This window comes from Aestuariibius sp. HNIBRBA575 (assembly GCF_040932005.1).
Classification (GTDB): domain Bacteria; phylum Pseudomonadota; class Alphaproteobacteria; order Rhodobacterales; family Rhodobacteraceae; genus CANLNM01.
Genome location: NZ_CP162414.1, coordinates 381,278 through 399,454, shown reverse-complemented (window position 1 = coordinate 399,454; position 18,177 = coordinate 381,278). Strand labels below are relative to the sequence as shown.

At 56.3% G+C, this 18,177-nt stretch carries 18 protein-coding genes and 1 pseudogene; 9 read left to right on the top strand and 10 right to left on the bottom strand.

The window, feature by feature from the left end:
- Positions 1 to 74 precede the first annotated feature (74 nt).
- The 4 genes and pseudogenes from AB1F12_RS02045 to AB1F12_RS02030 form a co-directional block, all read left to right on the top strand.
- Positions 75 to 680, top strand: a pseudogene (locus AB1F12_RS02045) (ABC transporter permease); the annotation flags it as partial.
- Positions 677 to 994 (top strand): L-rhamnose mutarotase, encoded by a 318-nt coding sequence (locus AB1F12_RS02040; RefSeq protein WP_368186208.1) that lies wholly within the window; start codon positions 677 to 679, stop codon positions 992 to 994. The pseudogene AB1F12_RS02045 and the gene AB1F12_RS02040, both read left to right, overlap by 4 nt.
- Positions 991 to 1,920: an FGGY family carbohydrate kinase gene (locus AB1F12_RS02035; protein WP_368186207.1), complete on the top strand. Its 930-nt coding sequence runs from the start codon at positions 991 to 993 to the stop codon at positions 1,918 to 1,920. The genes AB1F12_RS02040 and AB1F12_RS02035 overlap by 4 nt, the downstream gene beginning before the upstream one ends.
- Positions 1,901 to 2,305, top strand: coding sequence for a hypothetical protein (locus tag AB1F12_RS02030; RefSeq protein WP_368188226.1), 405 nt, complete (start codon positions 1,901 to 1,903; stop codon positions 2,303 to 2,305). Before AB1F12_RS02035 ends, AB1F12_RS02030 begins: the two co-directional genes overlap by 20 nt.
- An 841-nt stretch (positions 2,306 to 3,146) precedes the next feature.
- On the opposite strand, the gene AB1F12_RS02025 is transcribed toward AB1F12_RS02030, so the two are convergent.
- The 10 genes from AB1F12_RS02025 to AB1F12_RS01980 all read right to left on the bottom strand — a co-directional run bounded on the left by AB1F12_RS02025 (position 3,147) and on the right by AB1F12_RS01980 (position 12,926).
- Positions 3,147 to 3,839 (bottom strand): RraA family protein, encoded by a 693-nt coding sequence (locus tag AB1F12_RS02025; protein WP_368186206.1) that lies wholly within the window; start codon positions 3,837 to 3,839, stop codon positions 3,147 to 3,149.
- 5 nt (positions 3,840 to 3,844) lie between these two features.
- A complete protein-coding gene (locus AB1F12_RS02020; RefSeq protein WP_368186204.1) occupies positions 3,845 to 4,513 on the bottom strand; it encodes an alpha/beta fold hydrolase in 669 nt (222 codons plus the stop codon).
- Complete coding sequence (locus AB1F12_RS02015) at positions 4,510 to 5,634, bottom strand: cobalamin-independent methionine synthase II family protein (RefSeq protein WP_368186203.1); 1,125 nt, start codon at positions 5,632 to 5,634, stop codon at positions 4,510 to 4,512. The genes AB1F12_RS02020 and AB1F12_RS02015 overlap by 4 nt, the downstream gene beginning before the upstream one ends.
- 95 nt (positions 5,635 to 5,729) lie before the next feature.
- Positions 5,730 to 6,695, bottom strand: coding sequence for a cupin (locus AB1F12_RS02010; protein ID WP_368186202.1), 966 nt, complete (start codon positions 6,693 to 6,695; stop codon positions 5,730 to 5,732).
- Positions 6,692 to 7,693, bottom strand: coding sequence for an ester cyclase (locus AB1F12_RS02005; protein ID WP_368186201.1), 1,002 nt, complete (start codon positions 7,691 to 7,693; stop codon positions 6,692 to 6,694). Before AB1F12_RS02005 ends, AB1F12_RS02010 begins: the two co-directional genes overlap by 4 nt.
- On the bottom strand, positions 7,690 to 8,703 hold the full coding sequence (locus tag AB1F12_RS02000) for a LacI family DNA-binding transcriptional regulator (protein ID WP_368186200.1): 1,014 nt from the start codon (positions 8,701 to 8,703) through the stop codon (positions 7,690 to 7,692). Before AB1F12_RS02000 ends, AB1F12_RS02005 begins: the two co-directional genes overlap by 4 nt.
- The gene (locus tag AB1F12_RS01995) at positions 8,703 to 9,467 is read right to left on the bottom strand and encodes an SDR family NAD(P)-dependent oxidoreductase (protein ID WP_368186199.1); all 765 of its coding nucleotides are present in this window, start codon (positions 9,465 to 9,467) and stop codon (positions 8,703 to 8,705) included. Before AB1F12_RS01995 ends, AB1F12_RS02000 begins: the two co-directional genes overlap by 1 nt.
- The gene (locus tag AB1F12_RS01990; protein WP_368188223.1) at positions 9,464 to 10,486 is read right to left on the bottom strand and encodes an ester cyclase; all 1,023 of its coding nucleotides are present in this window, start codon (positions 10,484 to 10,486) and stop codon (positions 9,464 to 9,466) included. The genes AB1F12_RS01995 and AB1F12_RS01990 overlap by 4 nt, the downstream gene beginning before the upstream one ends.
- An 11-nt stretch (positions 10,487 to 10,497) precedes the next feature.
- Entirely contained in the window at positions 10,498 to 11,829 is a 1,332-nt protein-coding gene (gene hisD, locus AB1F12_RS01985; RefSeq protein WP_368186198.1) for a histidinol dehydrogenase, read from the bottom strand.
- 50 nt (positions 11,830 to 11,879) lie between these two features.
- Positions 11,880 to 12,926, bottom strand: coding sequence for an ABC transporter ATP-binding protein (locus AB1F12_RS01980; RefSeq protein ID WP_368186196.1), 1,047 nt, complete (start codon positions 12,924 to 12,926; stop codon positions 11,880 to 11,882).
- A 262-nt stretch (positions 12,927 to 13,188) separates the two neighbouring features.
- Between AB1F12_RS01980 and AB1F12_RS01975 the strand changes: the two genes are divergently transcribed.
- The 5 genes from AB1F12_RS01975 to AB1F12_RS01955 all read left to right on the top strand — a co-directional run bounded on the left by AB1F12_RS01975 (position 13,189) and on the right by AB1F12_RS01955 (position 17,817).
- A complete protein-coding gene (locus AB1F12_RS01975; protein WP_368186194.1) occupies positions 13,189 to 14,433 on the top strand; it encodes an ABC transporter substrate-binding protein in 1,245 nt (414 codons plus the stop codon).
- Positions 14,434 to 14,535: 102 nt separating this feature from the next.
- Complete coding sequence (locus tag AB1F12_RS01970; protein WP_368186192.1) at positions 14,536 to 15,558, top strand: carbohydrate ABC transporter permease; 1,023 nt, start codon at positions 14,536 to 14,538, stop codon at positions 15,556 to 15,558.
- A 3-nt stretch (positions 15,559 to 15,561) separates the two neighbouring features.
- Entirely contained in the window at positions 15,562 to 16,446 is an 885-nt protein-coding gene (locus AB1F12_RS01965) for a carbohydrate ABC transporter permease (RefSeq protein ID WP_368186190.1), read from the top strand.
- Positions 16,447 to 16,494: 48 nt separating this feature from the next.
- Positions 16,495 to 17,460, top strand: coding sequence for an ester cyclase (locus AB1F12_RS01960; protein WP_368188220.1), 966 nt, complete (start codon positions 16,495 to 16,497; stop codon positions 17,458 to 17,460).
- A gap of 147 nt (positions 17,461 to 17,607) precedes the next feature.
- A complete protein-coding gene (locus AB1F12_RS01955) occupies positions 17,608 to 17,817 on the top strand; it encodes a hypothetical protein (RefSeq protein WP_368186189.1) in 210 nt (69 codons plus the stop codon).
- Positions 17,818 to 18,177 lie beyond the last annotated feature (360 nt).

Below are 18,177 nucleotides of genomic sequence, written 5' to 3'. Positions count from 1 at the left end.
AACTAATCAGATGAGCCAAACGCTCTCTTAAATTAGCCCGCCATTGGTTCCCTAAAACCTGACGACGGACAGTGTCCATCGTCGTGACCATCGGTACCATGGGCCTGTTTCGCGGAATCAGCTATATCATCCTTGGGGACGGGTCATTCAGCGGCTATCCGTCCGGCTTTTCGTGGTTCGGGCAGGGCTATATCTACTGGGTGTTCACGGTGGAAATGCTGCTGTTTGTGATCATCGCGGTGATCTATGCGGTGCTGCTGCACAAAACCAACTTTGGCCGCGCAGTCTATGCCATTGGCAACAACCCGACCGGCGCGCTGTTTAGCGGTATCCGCGTGCAGCGGGTGAAATTCATCCTCTTCCTGCTGACAGGTCTGATGTCGGGCATCGCGGCGGTCTGCCTAACCTCGCGCCTTGGGTCGACCCGCCCCAGCATCGCCACGGGGATGGAGCTTGAGGTCGTCACAATGGTCGTCCTTGGCGGCGTCAACATCCTTGGCGGATCGGGCACCATACCGGGCGTTGTCATCGCGGCGTTTGTCATGGGTCTTGTGACGTTCGGCCTTGGTCTGCTCAACGTGCCGGGCATCGTGATGTCGATCTTCATCGGTCTGCTGCTGATCGGCGTAATCGCCTTGCCGCGCCTTTGGGCGATGGCCGCCGCGAGGCGCAAGGCATGAGCGCGCGTTACGTGTTCCGCATGACCCTGAACGACGGCATGGCGGATGAATACAAACGCCGCCATGATGCGATCTGGCCGGACCTTATCGATCTTTTGCACGATGCCGGTGTCAGCGATTATTCGATCCATCTGGATGCAGAAACGGGCCATTTGATCGGTGTGCTGACACGCACGGGCGGGCACAGGATGGACGACCTTCCAAACCATCCGGTCATGCAAAAATGGTGGGCCCACATGGCCGACATCATGGAAACCGCGCTAAACAACGAACCCGTTGCCGTGGCGCTGACACCGCTGTTTCATATGCCATGACCGAACCGAAGCACATCGCCGTCATCGATATCGGCAAAACCAACGCAAAACTCGCGCTTGTCGACCTCGCAACGCTGACCGAGATCGCAGTCGTCACCCGTCCCAATATCGTTCAGGCGGGGCCGCCTTGGCCGCACTATGATGTAGAGGGGCATTGGGCCTTCTTGCTGGATGCGCTCGCAACCTTCCACCGCAACCACCGAGTTGACGCGATTTCGATCACGACCCATGGCGCCTGTGCCGCGTTGCTGGCGGCCGACGGCTCTCTTGCCGCGCCGATCCTTGATTACGAATATGAATACCCTTCCGATATCGCCACGGCCTATGATGCCTTAAAGCCTGATTTCGCCTTGACCGGATCGCCAAGAATGGTGGGTGGTTTGAACATCGGTGCACAGTTGCATTACCAGTTCACCACCGATCCAACGCTTAGGGATCGTACGGCGCAGATCGTCACGTATCCACAATTCTGGGGGCACCGTCTGACCGGCATTGCCGCGACAGATGTGACGTCGCTGGGCTGTCATACGGACCTTTGGGATCCTCATAAGGGCGCATTTTCTAACCTCGCTGCGGCCCTGCGCGTCCAGGATAAGATGGCAACAGTGCGCCACCCAAGTGATATCCTCGGTCCGATTTTACCGGATATCGCAGAGGCCACAGGACTTGACCCGAATACGCCGGTTTGCGTTGGTATCCACGATTCAAACGCCTCGCTTTACCCACATTTACTTTCCCAGCATGCACCAGCCTGTGTGGTTTCGACCGGAACATGGGTGATCGCGATGTCGTTGACAGGAGATGATGCGGCGCCAAGCGCGCGGTTCATGGGTGGCCGCGAATATGAGATCATACAGCTATGCGCCAACCCGACAGGACGTCACCACGGTGCTGGAGCGGCCTTTGATGCTTCTCCCATCGGTTGAATACGGCACGGGTCCATTCCAGCGCTGCAAAATGCAATGGCGAGATACGGAGCCACCAGTAGGTTCGGGCCAGCGATCGGTGGCACTGTCTTACTACCTCGCCTTAATGACAGGGACATGTCTGGACTTAATTGAGGGCGCGGGCCCCACGATTGTTGAAGGCCCTTTCGCGCGCAATGCAGAGTTCATCGCGATGCTGAAGGCAGTCACTCACCGGCCCGTCTTCACAAGTGAAGCGGTGACGGGAACAAGTATTGGCGCAGCCTTGCTCTTTGATCACCATGAGAAATTGCCGAACGCCTCCTCCGCGGAAAACCCTCACGTTGGCGAGGATTTACTGAATTACGTTGATCGTTGGAGAACGTTGGTGCAAATCAGTCGTTGACTTCCAATCAGGACATGAGGGTACGGATCTACTGCGATGTCTTCGAAAGTGCATTCGCGGTTCGCGTTGTTGAAATGCCGACTTCGCCGACCGAGGAAATTGCTTGGGAACGCAAAAAAGCCGGACGTTGGCGATGTCACTGTTATTGTCGGCTTCGTCCCGCATTTCGTAAATTCGACGCCTGATCTGTGCTGAGACATCCACGAATGGTTGGTTGAACCGCTGCGCGGCAGCACGAACTTTTTCGCTCATGCCGCATTTTTCACGCTGCGAGCACACGCAGCACAAAATCACAATGACCGGCACAGGCTCTTTGCGGACGTCGGATGCAGCGCAGCATTCACCGTTCAACGCATCCGGCCACCAACAAGGACGGCCCAAAGCGGACGTTCATCGGGTTCGATCACGCCGCAGCGCAGTTTCACAGAACCGGCCATTCGCTGCGTCCGCGAAATCAATAGGATGCTAGAGGTCCACTTGGCGGGACCAACCGGACTTTTGCGGTTGCGGATATTGCTGACGTAGCATTTCCTCGCACGCGCAGCGGCACGCTTCTTGCAGCGCAGCGGATTCACCAAAGCGGCCATTGAGAGGGTCAGAAAATTGGTATTCCCAAACCACAGTTTCGCCGCGCAGGGCTCAATCAATCGGGGCGCGGACAACGCCGCCGTAGGCTGTTCTGGCTTTTTTCAAACCCCACCGTTTTCTCGGTGAAGGCCCCCAATAGTACCGTAAAAGCGTCTAATATCAGTGCTCAGGAACCTAAGAGCGTTTTAAGTGAGATTATCAGACTCATTGTTGCCACCAACTGTGGACAGAGCTGTCTAGTCCATATCACCTTTCAAGTCCGCGCCTTTTCAAACGCCTCCCAAGCAGCCTCAAAGGCGGCGAAGTCGAAGCCGGGCTCGCGGGCAGGATCAAGGACCAATCGTTCGGTTTCCTGCATCTTGTAGATAGCGGATTCCAGATCGGGGATAATCTCTGGTGGGATCACAACAGCGCCGTGTCGATCAGCGTGCACCAGATCGCCGGGGTTGATCGTTAGCCCAAAAATCTGAACCGGAGTGTCCAGCTCCGTCACGTGAACAAAGCCGTGGCTCGGGCCAACCGATCCTGCCACCACCGGATAATCGGGTGCCATGTCGCCCAAGTCACGCATGACGCCATTGGTCAGCGTACCAGCAACGCCAAATCCTTTATGGATCGTTGTATTTACTTCACCCCAGAACGCACCGATTGCATTTGGATAGTCTTCGTCCTCAATGACGCAGATTGCGGGCTGTGGGGCTTCGGACATTTGTTTGTAATAGGCCATGCGGCGCGCGCGCACGATTTCGGGCGGCTCTGTTGGCGGGGAGATAGCGGCGATTTTGGCGGTGCTAGCATATCCGACGACCACTCCGGTCGGCTCGTTAATCAACATCGTGCCGCGCGTAAAATCGTTAAAGCCGCGCTTGCCTTGTGCCACTTCGATCGCATTGCAGACCGTTGGCGTGTCGACCGAGGTCAGCAGCTTATGTAGTGAGGCTTGCATGTGAATTACTCCTCTAGCCAACGCGATAGCGCGGCACGGGTTTCATTGGGGCGTTCTAGTGTGGGGAGGTGCCCGGCGTCTTGAATAATAGTTAACGCTGCTTGAGGCATCAGTTCCGCCATCAATTCGTGACGATGCAGCGGGCAAAGTCGGTCTTGAGCTCCGGTAAGGATCAGCGTGGGTTTGTCCCAGCTTTCAAGAGTTTTCTTCTGATCTGGACGATCACGCAATGCCGCAGATTGGCGAGCGAATACCTCAGGGCCAAGGTCTAACGCCATCTCCATGCAGAGGTCTAGAATTTCTGCATGGCGCGGGCCGTCGGCGAGGTAGTTTGGTTTCATTTCGTCTCGCATGACGCTGTCCAACCGCCCAGCCAAAGCTTTGTCAATTTGGGGCTGACGCATCGCCTTTGCTGTGTCAGCTTCCTCCTCACAATTGGTGTCCATCAGGCACAAGCGCGTGACGCGATCAGGTGCCTGCCGGATGACCTCCATTGCGACGATGCCGCCCATCGACAACCCACCCAAGGCGAAGGACGTTGGGGCGTTCTGGAGGACATCTGCAGCCAGTTCCTGAACGGTGTCATATTGAGAAATGGCCATGCATTGGTGGGGCGGCATGTGTTGGAACAGCCGCCCGTCACACATCATTCCGGGCAAGAGAACAAGGGTCATTTGACTTGTGCGGCCCCTGCAGACAACGCGGCAAGCTTCGCATAGGCAATTTCAGGGTCAACGGCCCCAAATCCGGCGAAGGTTCCAAAACCACAATCTGATCCAGCGATCACGCGGTCATGTCCAACGATATCAACGAAAAGTTCAAGGCGCTGTTGAACAAGGTCGGGATGTTCAACAAAATTGGTTGTGGTGTCGACAACGCCAGGAACCAGAATTTTGTCGGCGGGAATGTCCGCCTTTCGGTCGCGGAAGACGACCCATTCGTGGCCGTGACGGGGGTTGCTGGTTTCAAAGAGCAGCTTCTTCGCCCCCACCGACATAAGCGTGTCGAACATCTTGGACATGGGGATGTCGCAAACGTGCGGCCCTTCGTAATTCCCCCAACAAATATGGACCCTCACGCGGGATGGATCGATGCCTTCCAACGCATGATTGAGAGCCTCAACGTGGGAGCCAGCGATCTTGAGGAATTCGTCATCAGAGAGGTCGTTAAACAGCATATGACGGGACAGCGCGAGGTCGGGACAGTCCAGTTGCAGATCAAGGCCGCTGTCTACAATCGTGCGGTATTCATCACGCATCGCGTCGGCCAAAGCGGCGAGGTATTCTTCGCGCGTCGCGTAGAAATCATTCTGCAAAAATAGAGAGATAACACCAGGGCTGGCGGCGTTCATGAAACCTTTATCAATGCCCTGTTCGGCCATGCCTGCTTTCAGGTTGGCGATGTCCTTTTCCAGCTCGCCCTGACCTTTGGATTTCACTTCGCCGACGCACATAGGGCGAGCGTATTGCGGGGTGCCGCCATCATCCGCTAAGCGTTTGAGAAAAGTCGGGAATTTTTTCAAGTCAGCAGGCGCGTTGCGGGGGCTATCGCCGTCAAAACCTGTGTAGCGGTCTTTGACGTATGTGGCATAGCTGATCTTGGAGGTTTCACCATCGCTGACGATATCAACGCCTGCAGCCGCTTGTTTGGCAACAGTTTCTGACACGGCTTTGGTCATCGCGGCATCAAATGCGGCTTGGTCGTAGTCCTCGCGATTTTCGCGTGCGAATATGAAATCTACGACCTCTTGTGTGCGCGGGAGAGAGCCGACGTGGGACGTTAGGATTTTGGGCATTTCGGTCCTTTCGGGGCGTGTGGGTCGGGTAAGGTTAATTTCTGCGGTAGTCCCCTAACCTGCTGAGGTTAGAGGATTTACGCCGGATTAGAAAATCAGCCCTGCCACGTGAGGCCCGCAGGGTCGCCAGTGGCAACGATGCGGTAAAGGCTGGCCTCGCCGGTCATGGATGGCACGACGGAGTGGGCGAGGTTTTCGGGAACCGACATGGTATCGCCGGGAGCCAAAGTTGCAGTACCGCCATCCCAAATTACGCGCCAATAGCCGCGCATAGGCATTAGGACGGTGGGATATTTGGCCGCTGTTTTGGCCTCGGACGCTGAGGCGCGCGTGATAAAATCGACCTCGAAGCCCGGCTTGTCGCGCAGCAGGCCGTTTTCGCCGATAACTTTGGCGGGGGATTTGTCGGCCAATGCCATGAGATCCCAGTAGCGCGCGATGTGGTTGGGAAGCACTTCAGCCGTGGTTGGTTCGGGGCGTTTGGCGAGTTCCTCGTCAGACATAAGCGGCATGGGCGCGACGCCTTCAGGGAGTTTTTGCTGACGCTTGGTGTCGTAGAGTTTCCCGTTTTCGCCAAGGATCAAGCCGTGATCGGCGGCGTTCTCGATAACTTGTGGAGCCCACATAACGCCACCGCCTGCATCGTCGCCGCCAAGGATCGCCATGATCATCCCGTAGTCTGTGCCGATGTTTTCAAACCCACGAAAGATACCCGTGGGGATGTTGAAAATGTCGCCCTCTGCCAGCGTTATCTCACCGGCGTCACCCCAACGGCCCCAAAAGAAACGCCATTTGCCCGACAGCACGAAGAAGGCCTCGGCCGTGTGATGGTCGTGCAAGGAATTTGTCACACGCGGCGGCTGGCCAGCTGCGCCAATGTTGAAGCCGTGCGGGATTGAGATGTGGACATGTTGGTCAGGGGACTCAGAGACGCCGCCGCCAATGATCGTGAAGTTTTCCTTCTGGTCACTGCCCGGTGTGTGGGCGTCGATGAAGGCGGTTTTGCAGGGTTGCAGGTCGCCGTAGCGAACGATGCGGGATTCCATTTCAACCGGTGTCATTGGTGTGCTCCTTGCATCAGTATTTGTTTCCAGATCGCGATTTCGTCATAGAGGGCGCATTCGCGGCGGATGGTTGCATCTTGCGGGCCGTCCGCGTTGGCGAAGGGGCCGTATTCGGCGTGGCACATGCCCATCACGTGAACTTTGGCGCCTGTCGGTTTGCCGAAAGTGCCCCAACCGGAATGGGTGCCATCGAGCGACCAACGGATCGCGGCGCGGGGTGGCAGCATGTCGCTGTCCATGCCGATCTGGTGGTGGATCGTGAATTTGGCATCAGGGAAAGAGGAGCGCAGACCGAGCCAGAATTTGGTAACGCTGTCATGGGACAGAACGGTTTGCGCGCCCGCGTATTCGCAGTTCACAGCGCGATCGTAGTCACTTGGAATCGTGTGAAAATCGAGGTTCATGATACGTGTCAGGGTGTCCGCGTAGCGTTGGCCCCAAGCGTTGTCGTTGCCGCGTGCGTTGTAGCCACCGTCGATGTCTTGGTCCGGGGTAAACGGTCTGGACGCCGCGTCGGGCCCGCCTTCAGCCTCGATGAGTTGAGCCGCGTAGGTGCGTGGGTCCATCCCTAGTTGGCGCACGATCCCACCATAGTCGCGCACCAGCCATTCGTCGTAAATGCAGTCATTCTTGGCGGCGCAATCAGCGATGACGCGCACGGTCCACGGCCTGCCGGTTGCTGTGCCGAATTGACCGTCCTGGGTGTGGGTGGCGCGCGTGATGATACGGTGGGAGGAAAGAAGTCCGAATTTGGGATCATCAGAGAAGATTACATCATCACCGAGAAGTTCGCGATCAGGAAATTCGTTGATCGTCGCCATGGTGGCGGCCATTACACCGTCGTTCCCCCGCGAGATGCCCATGGGCGTACGGATGACGATATCTTTGGCGTAATAGTCGTGCAAAGTACCAACACCACGGTCTTCCCAAATCTCTTTGGTAATGCCGATGATGTAGTCGGGAAAGTCTTTCCAGCGGCTCGAAAACCCCTTCATTGCGATGATCCTTTGGGTGGAAGTGAGGAACCTCTTTGGATCAGAGGCCCTTCTATTTCAATAGTTTGGGCATAGGTTTCCTGACCGTTGATCGAAGACAGAAGTGTTTCGATTGTGGCCTCGACCATGCGGTTGACGGGCTGACGCACGGTTGTGAGGTCATAGGCTGGCCAAGAGGCGAGAGGCACATCGTCGTAGCCGATGATCGCGACGTCATTGGGGATCGAAAAGCCCATTTGGCGGATCTCATCCATAACGGCGAAGGCCATATGGTCGTTGCCCACGAAAATCGCGTCAGGATGGGTTTCGCCCGTCATCAGCTGGCGCGCGGTGGCGGCTGCAATGTCGCGCTTATACATGCCGTCGATGATTGCGAAAGGCGTCAGGTCAGCGTTGGACATGGCCTCTTCGAACCCTTGCTGGCGGTCGCGCCCCGTAAGAGAACCTTCCCAGCCTGCGATATGGGCGATGCGTTGGTGCCCTGCGTCGATGAGCGCTTGCGTTGCCATCGCCGCGCCCTTCATGTTGGCCGAGGTGACCGCCGAAAGACCGCTACCGGGCTGTCCACGGTTAAATAGGACCACGGGAATACCCGCTTTGACACAGAGATCGGTGAGACCCGAGGACATCGAGACAGAAGCGGCGATGATGCCTTCGACCTGATAATCGAGCAGGTCTTGTACGACGCTTTCGATGCCGTCGGTGGAATTGGGGACCGTGAATATCAGGATGTGATAGCCCTGCGCCTGAAGAGCATTGGACAGGCGTTCGAGGGCTTCGGGGTAGAATTGGTTATCGAGGTAGGCAACGATCAGCCCGATGATGCGCGACTTGCCGGTAATCATGGCGCGGGCCAATACATTGGGGCGGTAGCCGAGCTGCTTGGCGGCTTTTTTTACTTTCTTGGCGGTTTCGGGGCTGGCCGATGCGCCCGAAAAAACGCGGCTGACCGCAGATTGGCTGACACCTGCCAGTTTAGCAACTTGAAGTGAGGTGATCTTTGCACCCATTAGTCAGCTGTCCAACCTCCATCGATAATGAGATGTGTGCCCGTGATCAGCGCGGCGGCGTCGGAGGCAAGAAAGGTGGTCGCGCCCATGATATCGGTCACCTCACCGACACGCCCAAGTTTGATCTTTTCTTCGATCCAGGCACGGCGTTCAGGGATAGCAAGGGTTTGCTCGGCTAGGGGTGTGCGGATGAAGGTTGGGCAGATGGTGTTGACGCGGATTTGGTGCGGGGCCCATTCGATGGCCATGCTTTTCGTCATGCCTTCGAGTGCGTGTTTGGTGGCGCAATAAACAGCGCGGTCAACGCCGCCGACGTGACCCATTTGGGACGAGATGTTGATGAGGGAGCCAGGTTTTCCCACGTCGATTAGGCCTTTGGCCACAGCGCGGGTGAGGAAATACGCAGCCTTGACGTTGAGGTCGGTGACGGCGTCGAAATCGGATTGAGTTGTGTCTGTCGAGGGGCTGTGACGGGCGAGGCCAGCAGAGTTGACGAGGATGTCGAATGGACCGTGGGCAGCAATTGTGGCTTCGCTCGCGGCGATGTCTGAAATATCGAGCGGTAGCGCCGCGGCATCCCAACCGTTCGACTGGAACGCCGTCGCCTGTTTCTCGACCGCTGCCGCAGTGCGGGCCACCAGCGTGACGTGGGCGCCGGCCTCGGCCAGTGCCACGGCGCAACCTTCGCCGATGCCGGAAGTGGCACCGGTGACGAGCGCGCGTTTTCCGTCAAGGCGCATGGAAGGTGTGCGGGGAAAGGTCAAACGAATTCGCATTCTGGTAGGATGATGGGGCCCAGGTTTCGGGCTTTATTGAATTCAGACATTCGGCCGAGAACGTCAACACCACATTGGGCGTAGAGATCGAGGAGATCGACCAGAACCCAGTTTTCGCGGATTTTGCCGTCTTCCATGCGCCAGAAGTCGAGGGAACGCAGCAGGACTTCGGTGTTGGCGGGCGCGATGCCCATCCAGCCATCATTTGTAATGGTCAGGCGCATATTGGGCCAGCCTGTTTCACAGACATAGTCCCCTTGGGCGAACCAGTGGGACATAAGATCACCCAATGCGTCGAGTTTGCGGTCCGGCATGGCGCGCAAAAATGGGATCTGATGCCAGTTTCGAAAGCCCGCGATGCCGCGTCCGGTGCCGATCCCTGCGGGTCCGTACCAGTTGAAACGCGGGTGCCAGTACGTTTCGAGGTTCATGACCTCGGGGCCGCCTTGGGCTGGATGTTTGCACAGGTCTGTGAGCATCGCGATGACGTGGTCCATTGTGGCTTGGCCATCGCCCGTCACAGTAAGCCCATCTTGCGTCATGGGCGCGGGCGTGCAAAGGAATTTGCCCAATTGCGGGGCCATTGGCCATGCATTCGCCTGCATCATCAATTCGGGAATGTCCCAGATGATTTGCGCTTCGGTCACAAGGCCGTCTTCAATGCGGAAGAACTCGTGATAGCGCATATGGGTAAGGTGGCCGGTTGGTGGGATGTGGTGGCCGTTGATCGACCATGCCTTTGTCATCGTGCCCATGTAGTTGCCCATGCAACCGACCCAGTCCTGACCTTCCGGCGTCGTGCCGGAAAGTACGATCATATCGCGGCGTTCAAGGTCGGGCATCGCGTTTAGGAGAGGCGCATAGAGGGTATCGTAAAGGTCGGCGCCTTTGATCTCGCCGAAAGGATGGCAAAGGCTCATTCGCGCGTCAGGTGCGACCACTTTTGTGATGGCTGCTCGGGCCTCTTCTGTGACGCTTGTCAGGGCGTTCTGGAAGGGTTGGAGGATGGGATGGTTTGTCACTCGGCGGCCTCGCGGTAAGGCGCGCCGGTGCCGTAGGGGACATTGATCCCCCCGTAACGGCGCACGCGGATGTTGCATTGTTCGGCGTGCCCCACGAAGCCTTCGAGCATGCAAAGGCGTGAACCGTATTCGCCAACTAATGTGGCCGCTTCGTCCGTGGTGATTTTCTGATAGCTGTGCGTTTTCAAAAACTTACCAACCCAAAGGCCGCCCGTGTAACGACCCGCTTTTTTGGTGGGGAGGGTGTGGTTGGTGCCGATGACTTTGTCACCATTGGACACGTTGGTGCGTGGGCCGAGGAACAGGGCGCCGTAGCAGGTCATCTTTTCGAGGAACCAGTCGTCGCGGTCGGTCATGACTTGCACATGCTCGGACGCGATGTCGTCGGCGACGTGCAGCATCTCGTCATAGGTGTCGCAGACGATGACCTCACCGTAATCTTCCCAGCTTTTGCCAGCGGTGTCAGCGGTTGGGATGATGGCAAGGAGGCGGTCGATTTCGGCCAGCGTGTCGTTTGCGAGTTTTTCGGAGTTGGTGAGTAGAACGGCGGGAGAGTTGTAGCCGTGTTCAGCTTGGCCCAGAAGATCCGTCGCGCAGAGTTCACCATCGGCGGCGGTCTCATCCGCGATGACCATGGTTTCAGTTGGGCCAGCAAAAAGATCAATGCCGACGCGCCCGAAAAGCTGGCGTTTGGCTTCGGCGACAAAGGCGTTACCGGGGCCGACGAGCATGTGGACGGGGTCAATTGTTTCGGTTCCGATGGCCATGGCGCCGATCGCTTGGATACCGCCCATGACATAGATTTCGTGCGCCCCACCAAGGTGCATGGCGGCGATCACTGCCGGGTTGGGTTCGCCTTTGAACGGGGGGGTTGCGGCGATTATGCGCGGGACTTTGGCGACAGATGCGGTCGCGACGGACATATGGGCAGAAGCGACCATTGGAAACTTGCCACCGGGCACGTAGCAGCCAACGGACTGAACGGGAATGTTTTTGTGCCCCAAGATCACGCCAGGCATGGTTTCAACTTCGATATCCAACATGGAGTCGCGTTGGTGTTGCGCGAAGGCACGTACCTGTTCTTGGGCGAACTTGATATCCGCCATTTCCCGCGGAGATACCTTCGCGATAAGGGCGTCGATCTCGGCCTGCGTTAGGCGGTAACTCTCGCGGTCGTAATTGTCGAACTTCACCGACATCTCGCGTACAGCCGCGTCGCCTTTGGTTTCGATCTCCTTCAGGCCAGCTTCGACGATAGCGCGGGTTTTGGCGTCGTCTTCGGCGCGGGCGGCGGCAGAGCGGGCGGTTTTCAAATGGCGGATCGTCATGTGCGGGTTTCCTCGGGCGTGGCAGTTACAGGTTTGTCGGGTCGAGCGGCTTACAGCCGCTCACCTGTTGTGGCGTCAAAGAGATGGCAGGTCGCAGCAGGAATTGTCGCGGCGACAGTTTCGCCGATCTCGGCGCGAAACTCTTTGTCGGCCTTCACGGTCGCGATTGTGCCGCCGATGCGGAATGTGACCATTGTGGCATCGCCCAGCAACTCCATGGAATAGACCGGCGCGTTCACGGATGGTGCATCACCACCAATAGCGGCATCTTCGGCGCGGTAGCCCAGTGTGACTGGGCCAGAGTGGGTGCTGTCGAGGCCGGTAACTGTGACGTCTTTACCTGTGAAAGTGCCCCCCTCAATCGTGCCCTCAAGCAGGTTCATTGCGGGCGAGCCGATGAAGCTGGCTACGAAGGTATTGGCTGGATTGTCGTATATTTCCGTCGGAGAGCCGACCTGTTGAACAACACCCGCTGACATGACGACAACACGATCCGCCAATGTCATGGCTTCGATCTGGTCGTGTGTCACATAGATCGTGGTGACTTTTAATTCGTGGCTCAAGTTCTTGATCTGGGCGCGGGTAGAAACCCGCAACTTGGCGTCGAGGTTGGACAGCGGTTCGTCCATCAGAAAAACGTTGGGCTGGCGCACGATAGCACGGGCCAAGGCCACGCGTTGACGTTGACCACCAGAGAGTTCTGCGGGTTTACGGTGCAGGAAATCGTCAAGCTCGACCATCGCCGAAGCACGCATGACGCGTTCTTTATGTTCGGACGAAGGAACCTTGCGCATGCGCAGCGGGAAGCGGATATTTTCGTAGACATCGAGGTTGGGGTAGAGCGCGTATGACTGGAACACCATGGCGCAATCGCGGTCTTTGGGTTCAAGGTCGTTGATACGCTTCCCATCCACGAGGATGTCGCCCTCAGTAGGGTCTTCTAGCCCTGCGATCATCCGCATAGTCGTTGTCTTGCCGCAACCTGACGGGCCAAGAAGGACGAGGAACTCCTGATCCGCAATGGTAAGGTCGAAGTCCTCGACGCCGACAAAACTGCCCCAGCGTTTGTGAACATTCTTGAGCTGAATTTCGGCCATGTGAGCGCCTTTCTTGCAAACGTATGCAACAGGTGTAATTCTGATTCTATTGTCTGCGCAAGTTCTTTCTTTCCCCTTATTTCATTAAGTCTATTTCGCAGTCGCAGCATTTTTGGCTTTTTCTGACTCGCCCTATTTTTCACTTGCTTTGTGGTCATGATGGTCATTTGATTGCAAACGTATGCATGGCGTTTTTTGATTCGCTAGAATCAGTGCGCCCAACGAAAAGCGAAATACGATCTGAACCATTAGGGAGACTATAATGACCAAATTTACCAAACTGATGGGGGCCACAGCTGCCGCCCTGACAATGGGCACGGTAGCATTTGCGGATGGTCATGGATGTACCGCGGAAGGCCGGTTAAGCATCATCGGAAACGAATTTCCAGCCATCCATTCTATAGCTGCTTTGGCCCAGACATGTGACGGTCTGGACGCAGAGGCAAACCTTACTGCCGATCACCAGACACTAAACTTGCCTGGTATGCAGGGCGACCCCGCGGCGTACACAACAGCGATTGTTGCGAACTCGTCTATTGTTGCACTGATCAACGAAGATGTTGTGCGCCCGCTTGATGATTTGGTTGCTGAATACGGTGCGGATATCCCAAACCATATGCAGATTTCGGTAGACGGAAATGTAATGGCGATTGCGTTCATGGCGAACGCGCAGACGCTTGTGTATCGCGAAGACGTACTAGAGCAGGTCGGTCTGGAAATCCCAACATCATACGAAGAAATGCTAACGGCAGCCGCGGCGATCCGGGATGCGGGCATCATGGAAAACCCATTGGGTGGTGCTTATGCTTCGGGTTGGAACCTCGCGCAGGAATTCAACAACATGTATATCGGCCACGGCGGTGAATTCTTTGAGCCAGGCACAGCGAATGTTTCCGTCAACAACGAAGCTGGTGTTGCCACGCTGGAAATGATGAAGGCGCTGTCTGAATACATGAGTCCTGACTTCCTGACGCATGACTCCAACGCGACGTCTGCGGAATGGGAAGCAGGCAACGTGGCGCTGATGAACATGTGGGGCTCACGTACGGGCGTATTGATGGACGACGAAGGCTCTGCCGAAGAAGTTTATTCAAACACCAAAGTGGCCGGCCCATTGATGGTTGGCGACAGCGGCATTCCAGCGACGACATTGTGGTGGGACGGCTGGACCGTGGCCAAGAACATTAGCGACGAAGATGCTGCTGCGACGTTCCAGGCAATGGCATACGGGGTATCCCCTGCATTGCTGAACGATGAAACCATGGGGCAAGCCGTTTGGCTGATCGACGGGTTTGAACCACAGCCGATCAACGAAGGCGTTCTTGCTGCCGTGTCCGCTGGGTCCAAGCCATACCCGATGGTTCCATTCCAAGGCCTGCTTCACACTGCTTTGGGTGCGGAACTGGCTGACTTTATGCAAGGTAACGAGTCTGCTGAGCAGGCACTGGCCGATGTCGAAGCAGCCTACACCGCTGCGGCTGTCGAAGCTGGCTTCGTAACCCAGTAAGCGATCCTAAAAAGAAAGAGCGGTGCACGGTGTGCGCCGCTCACACCACGAGAAACGTACTAACTCAAGCACGTTTGCGTGCGAGATAACCGAGGGCAAGTCGTGAACCATCGAACATTCCTGACATTCGTCGCACCGTCGCTTCTGGCTATGCTGCTATTAATCGTTTTCCCGGTCATCTCGGTTGTTTTGCAGTCTTTTCACGCACAGCATGAACAAGTCATGGAGGTCGTTGAAACCTGCGGGCCGTTTGGGTGCACCCAGACAACTTCTGTCAATCAAGAGCAGACCCTTGCCCTTCGTGAAGCACAACCGCTGGGCCGCTTCGTAGGCTTTGAGAACTACACCAACCGTGGACATTTGGCGTTTTCCGAAATGGGAGAAGCCTGGCGCACATCAACTGGATGGGGCGACTGGTGGACTAAGGTGATGAACCTGCCATTCTACAGTGCCATTGTTTTCACTCTAACTTTTACCTTCATTGTTACGCCGCTGACGATTGTTCTTGGATTTGCAATCGCGATTGCAGTGAACTCCGCGTCGCGCGCGATCAAAGGTCCATTGATCTTTGTGTCATTGCTTCCATTCATCATAACCCCGCTGGTCGGGTCGCTGGTATTGTTCTGGATGGTAGACGCACGCGGTGTTTTGGGGCATGCAATCCAGGCGTTAGCAGGCAACCCTGATTTAAGTGTCAAAGCATCAACGCCAATGATGTGGATCATGCTGATGGTCTACGGAATTTGGCATGCGGCGCCTTTCGCCTTTGTGGTGTTTTACGCCGGCTTGCAATCGGTCAGTCAGGACGCAGACGAAGCGGCGATGATTGATGGTGCGAACCGTTGGCAACGGGTGCGGTTTGTGACGATCCCGCACATCATGCCGCTTGTGACGTTTGTGGCGCTGATCCAGCTTATGGATAATTTTCGCGTCTTTGAACCGCTGATTTCGTTCAATGCAGAAGCGCATGCGCAATCTCTTTCGACCTATATTTTTTCGGATCTTGGTGGAGAGACGCGTTTGCTGAACTCGGCCGCGACGACCTCACTTTTGACAGTGTTGTGCGTCGGTATTCTTCTTTTCCCTGTCCTTGTGCGCACGTGGCGCGATTTCAAGAGAGCCTGACCGATGAGCACAGCCAACCCCCGTAAACAGCCGACGTCACTTCGGATAATCCTGACAGGGTTTTTGGTCCTTTGGGTGATTATGGCGGCCTTCCCATTCTTGTGGACCCTTTGGGGATCCTTCAAAGTCGAGGGTGATTTCTTTTCAAAGGCGAACTGGGCATATGCCCTGACAGGAGAGTCGACGAGGATCGAGACCGGTGGGTCCTTTACCGGCGACGGATATTACGGCGCTTGGGTCACCGAAGAATTCGGCCGCGCCGTGATGAACACTTCGATCGTCTGCTTCTGTGTGGTGACGATTTCGTTAACGTTGAGCACCCTTGCCGGATACGCGCTGTCACGGTCCACATATAATTATGCGTTTTGGATATTGATCGCGGCGTTGATGTTCCGCGCTATGCCGCAGATCACACTGGTGTCCGGTTATCTTTTGCCGTTTTATGAATGGAACCTTTGGGGGCGATTGGGGACCACAATCATCGTTCTGGTCGCCATCAACCAGCCGTTCAGCCTGTGGATGATGACGTCCTTTTTCCGCAATATTCCAAAAGATCTTGATGAAAGCGCAATGGTGGACGGGTGTAACAGGCTTCAGGCGTTCCGCCATGTTATTCTGCCGGTGATGTGGCCCGGTGTCATCACGACGGGGCTGTTCAGCTTTTTGTTGGCGTACAACGATTTTCCTGTGGCGGCGATGCTGCTGGATCAGGAAAACCAGACCATGATCCCGAAAATTGCGTCCTTCCTTGGCACCACGCAAACCAAAGGCAACGTCATGTTTGCGGTCGCGGCCGTTGTGTCGGCTACGGCGCCATTGTTTGTGTTGATCCTGTTCTTCCAACGCCAGATCGTGTCAGGTCTGACAGCAGGCGCTGTTAAGGGATAAGAGATGTTTCAGGACCAAAAGGCAGTTGTGCGCGCGCTGTACGCGGACATGAAAGGTGCGAGCCCAGAAACGATCGGGGACGTGCTTGCCACCCATACGACCCCCGATTGGCACTGGCGCGGAATGCACCCCTTTTATGAGCAACACGGTGCTGGCGACGTAGCGCGGGTGTTTTGGGGGCCATTATTGGCATCCCTCACACGTTTGCAGCGGCGCGAGGATGTCTTCTTTGCGGGCGAAAACACCGTGGGCAAAGGGGTCTGGGTCGTGTCCATGGGGCATCTGATGGGGCTGTTTGATGCGGTTTGGCTGGGCATTCGGCCAAACAACAAGATCACCATGCTGCGCTATTGCGAGTTTAACCGCATCGAGAACGGCAAGATCGCCGAGACAATGCTGCACGTCGATATCCCCCATCTGATGGTGCAGGCGGGCCAAAACCCGTTTCCGCCGCAAACGGCGGCGCAATTGGTCCAGCCCGGTCCGATGACCCATGGCGGGCTTTTGCATAACGTGCAGCCCGTGGCAGAGGGCGAGGCGACGTTGGCCGCGATCAATGCGATGATTGGCGATTTGGGAACATGGCAATTGGGTCTTCCCTTGGAGGAAGAATTGGCGCGTACTTGGCACGACGACATGATTTGGTGGGGCCCAACAGGTATCGGAGCGGCCTACACGATCGAACGCTATGCCAAGCAACATTCGGGCCCGTTTCGCGCAGCGTTCTATGATCGCTCGTCCACGGGCCATGTGGCACGTCTGGCTGAGGGACACTACGGCGGGTTCTTTGGCTGGCCGAATTTCACGGCCAAACTACATGGTGGGTTCATGGGGATGCCGGGAACAGACAAGGCATGTGAATTCCGCGTGATTGATATCTACCGCCGCGAGGGCGAAAAACTGGCCGAGAACTGGGTTTTCATCGACTTGCTTTACTGGTTGATGCAGCTGGGCGACGACGTCCTAACTCGGATGGCCGGGATCGCGGACACCGAGTATATAGCGCCAGCCTAGGTGGCAATGTAAGTTCGCTTAGACATGCCGGTATCTCGTCTGTGGCGCAATCGCTCAAAGCGAACTTTCCGTTCATCGCGCCTAATATCCTTCTGATGTGCTTTCAGTCGATTTTCGTCTGAAATGTGGGGGCTACCACGACTTTAGATGGCCGTTGCTAAAGTGGGACACGTCGGACAGGCAGTCGAAATGCTGGGCACATTCCCAACCTATGGGATCAAAGACAAGGATGTGTATGCCGCATGGCTACGGGATCGTTCTGCTGCGGATAAACCCCCAATGATCATCCCGTGCCACGGATCGATCGTGCGAAGCGAGAACGTCGCGACGGACGAAATATCTTTGTTGGCAAGCTAGCTCTTTCAGCAGGTCAGGAGCTGACATTCGTGCGTCGTGCAGCGTCAGTCGTTATGGGCTCGGAGCCGCCGAATGCCGGTGCCGCAATCACCTTGGTGTGCGCGCTTCGGAACAGGAAATCGGTGAAGCGGGGCAAACTCTTGAGCTTCTTCGGTCTTGGCTGATGAGCTGTCGTTCGCAGCCCAGGTACGGACATCCGCGCCGCAGGCGACGAAAACTGTTTTCGAGCCCACTTTGACCAATGCTGCACAATAAACCAATGTCAGCTTTGAAAAATCATGTTATTGCCACTCGTGTAGAAATGTACGGGCTCGCGGGAGACTTCCGATAGCATCCCAAGTTTGGGAGGGAGGAAGTTTT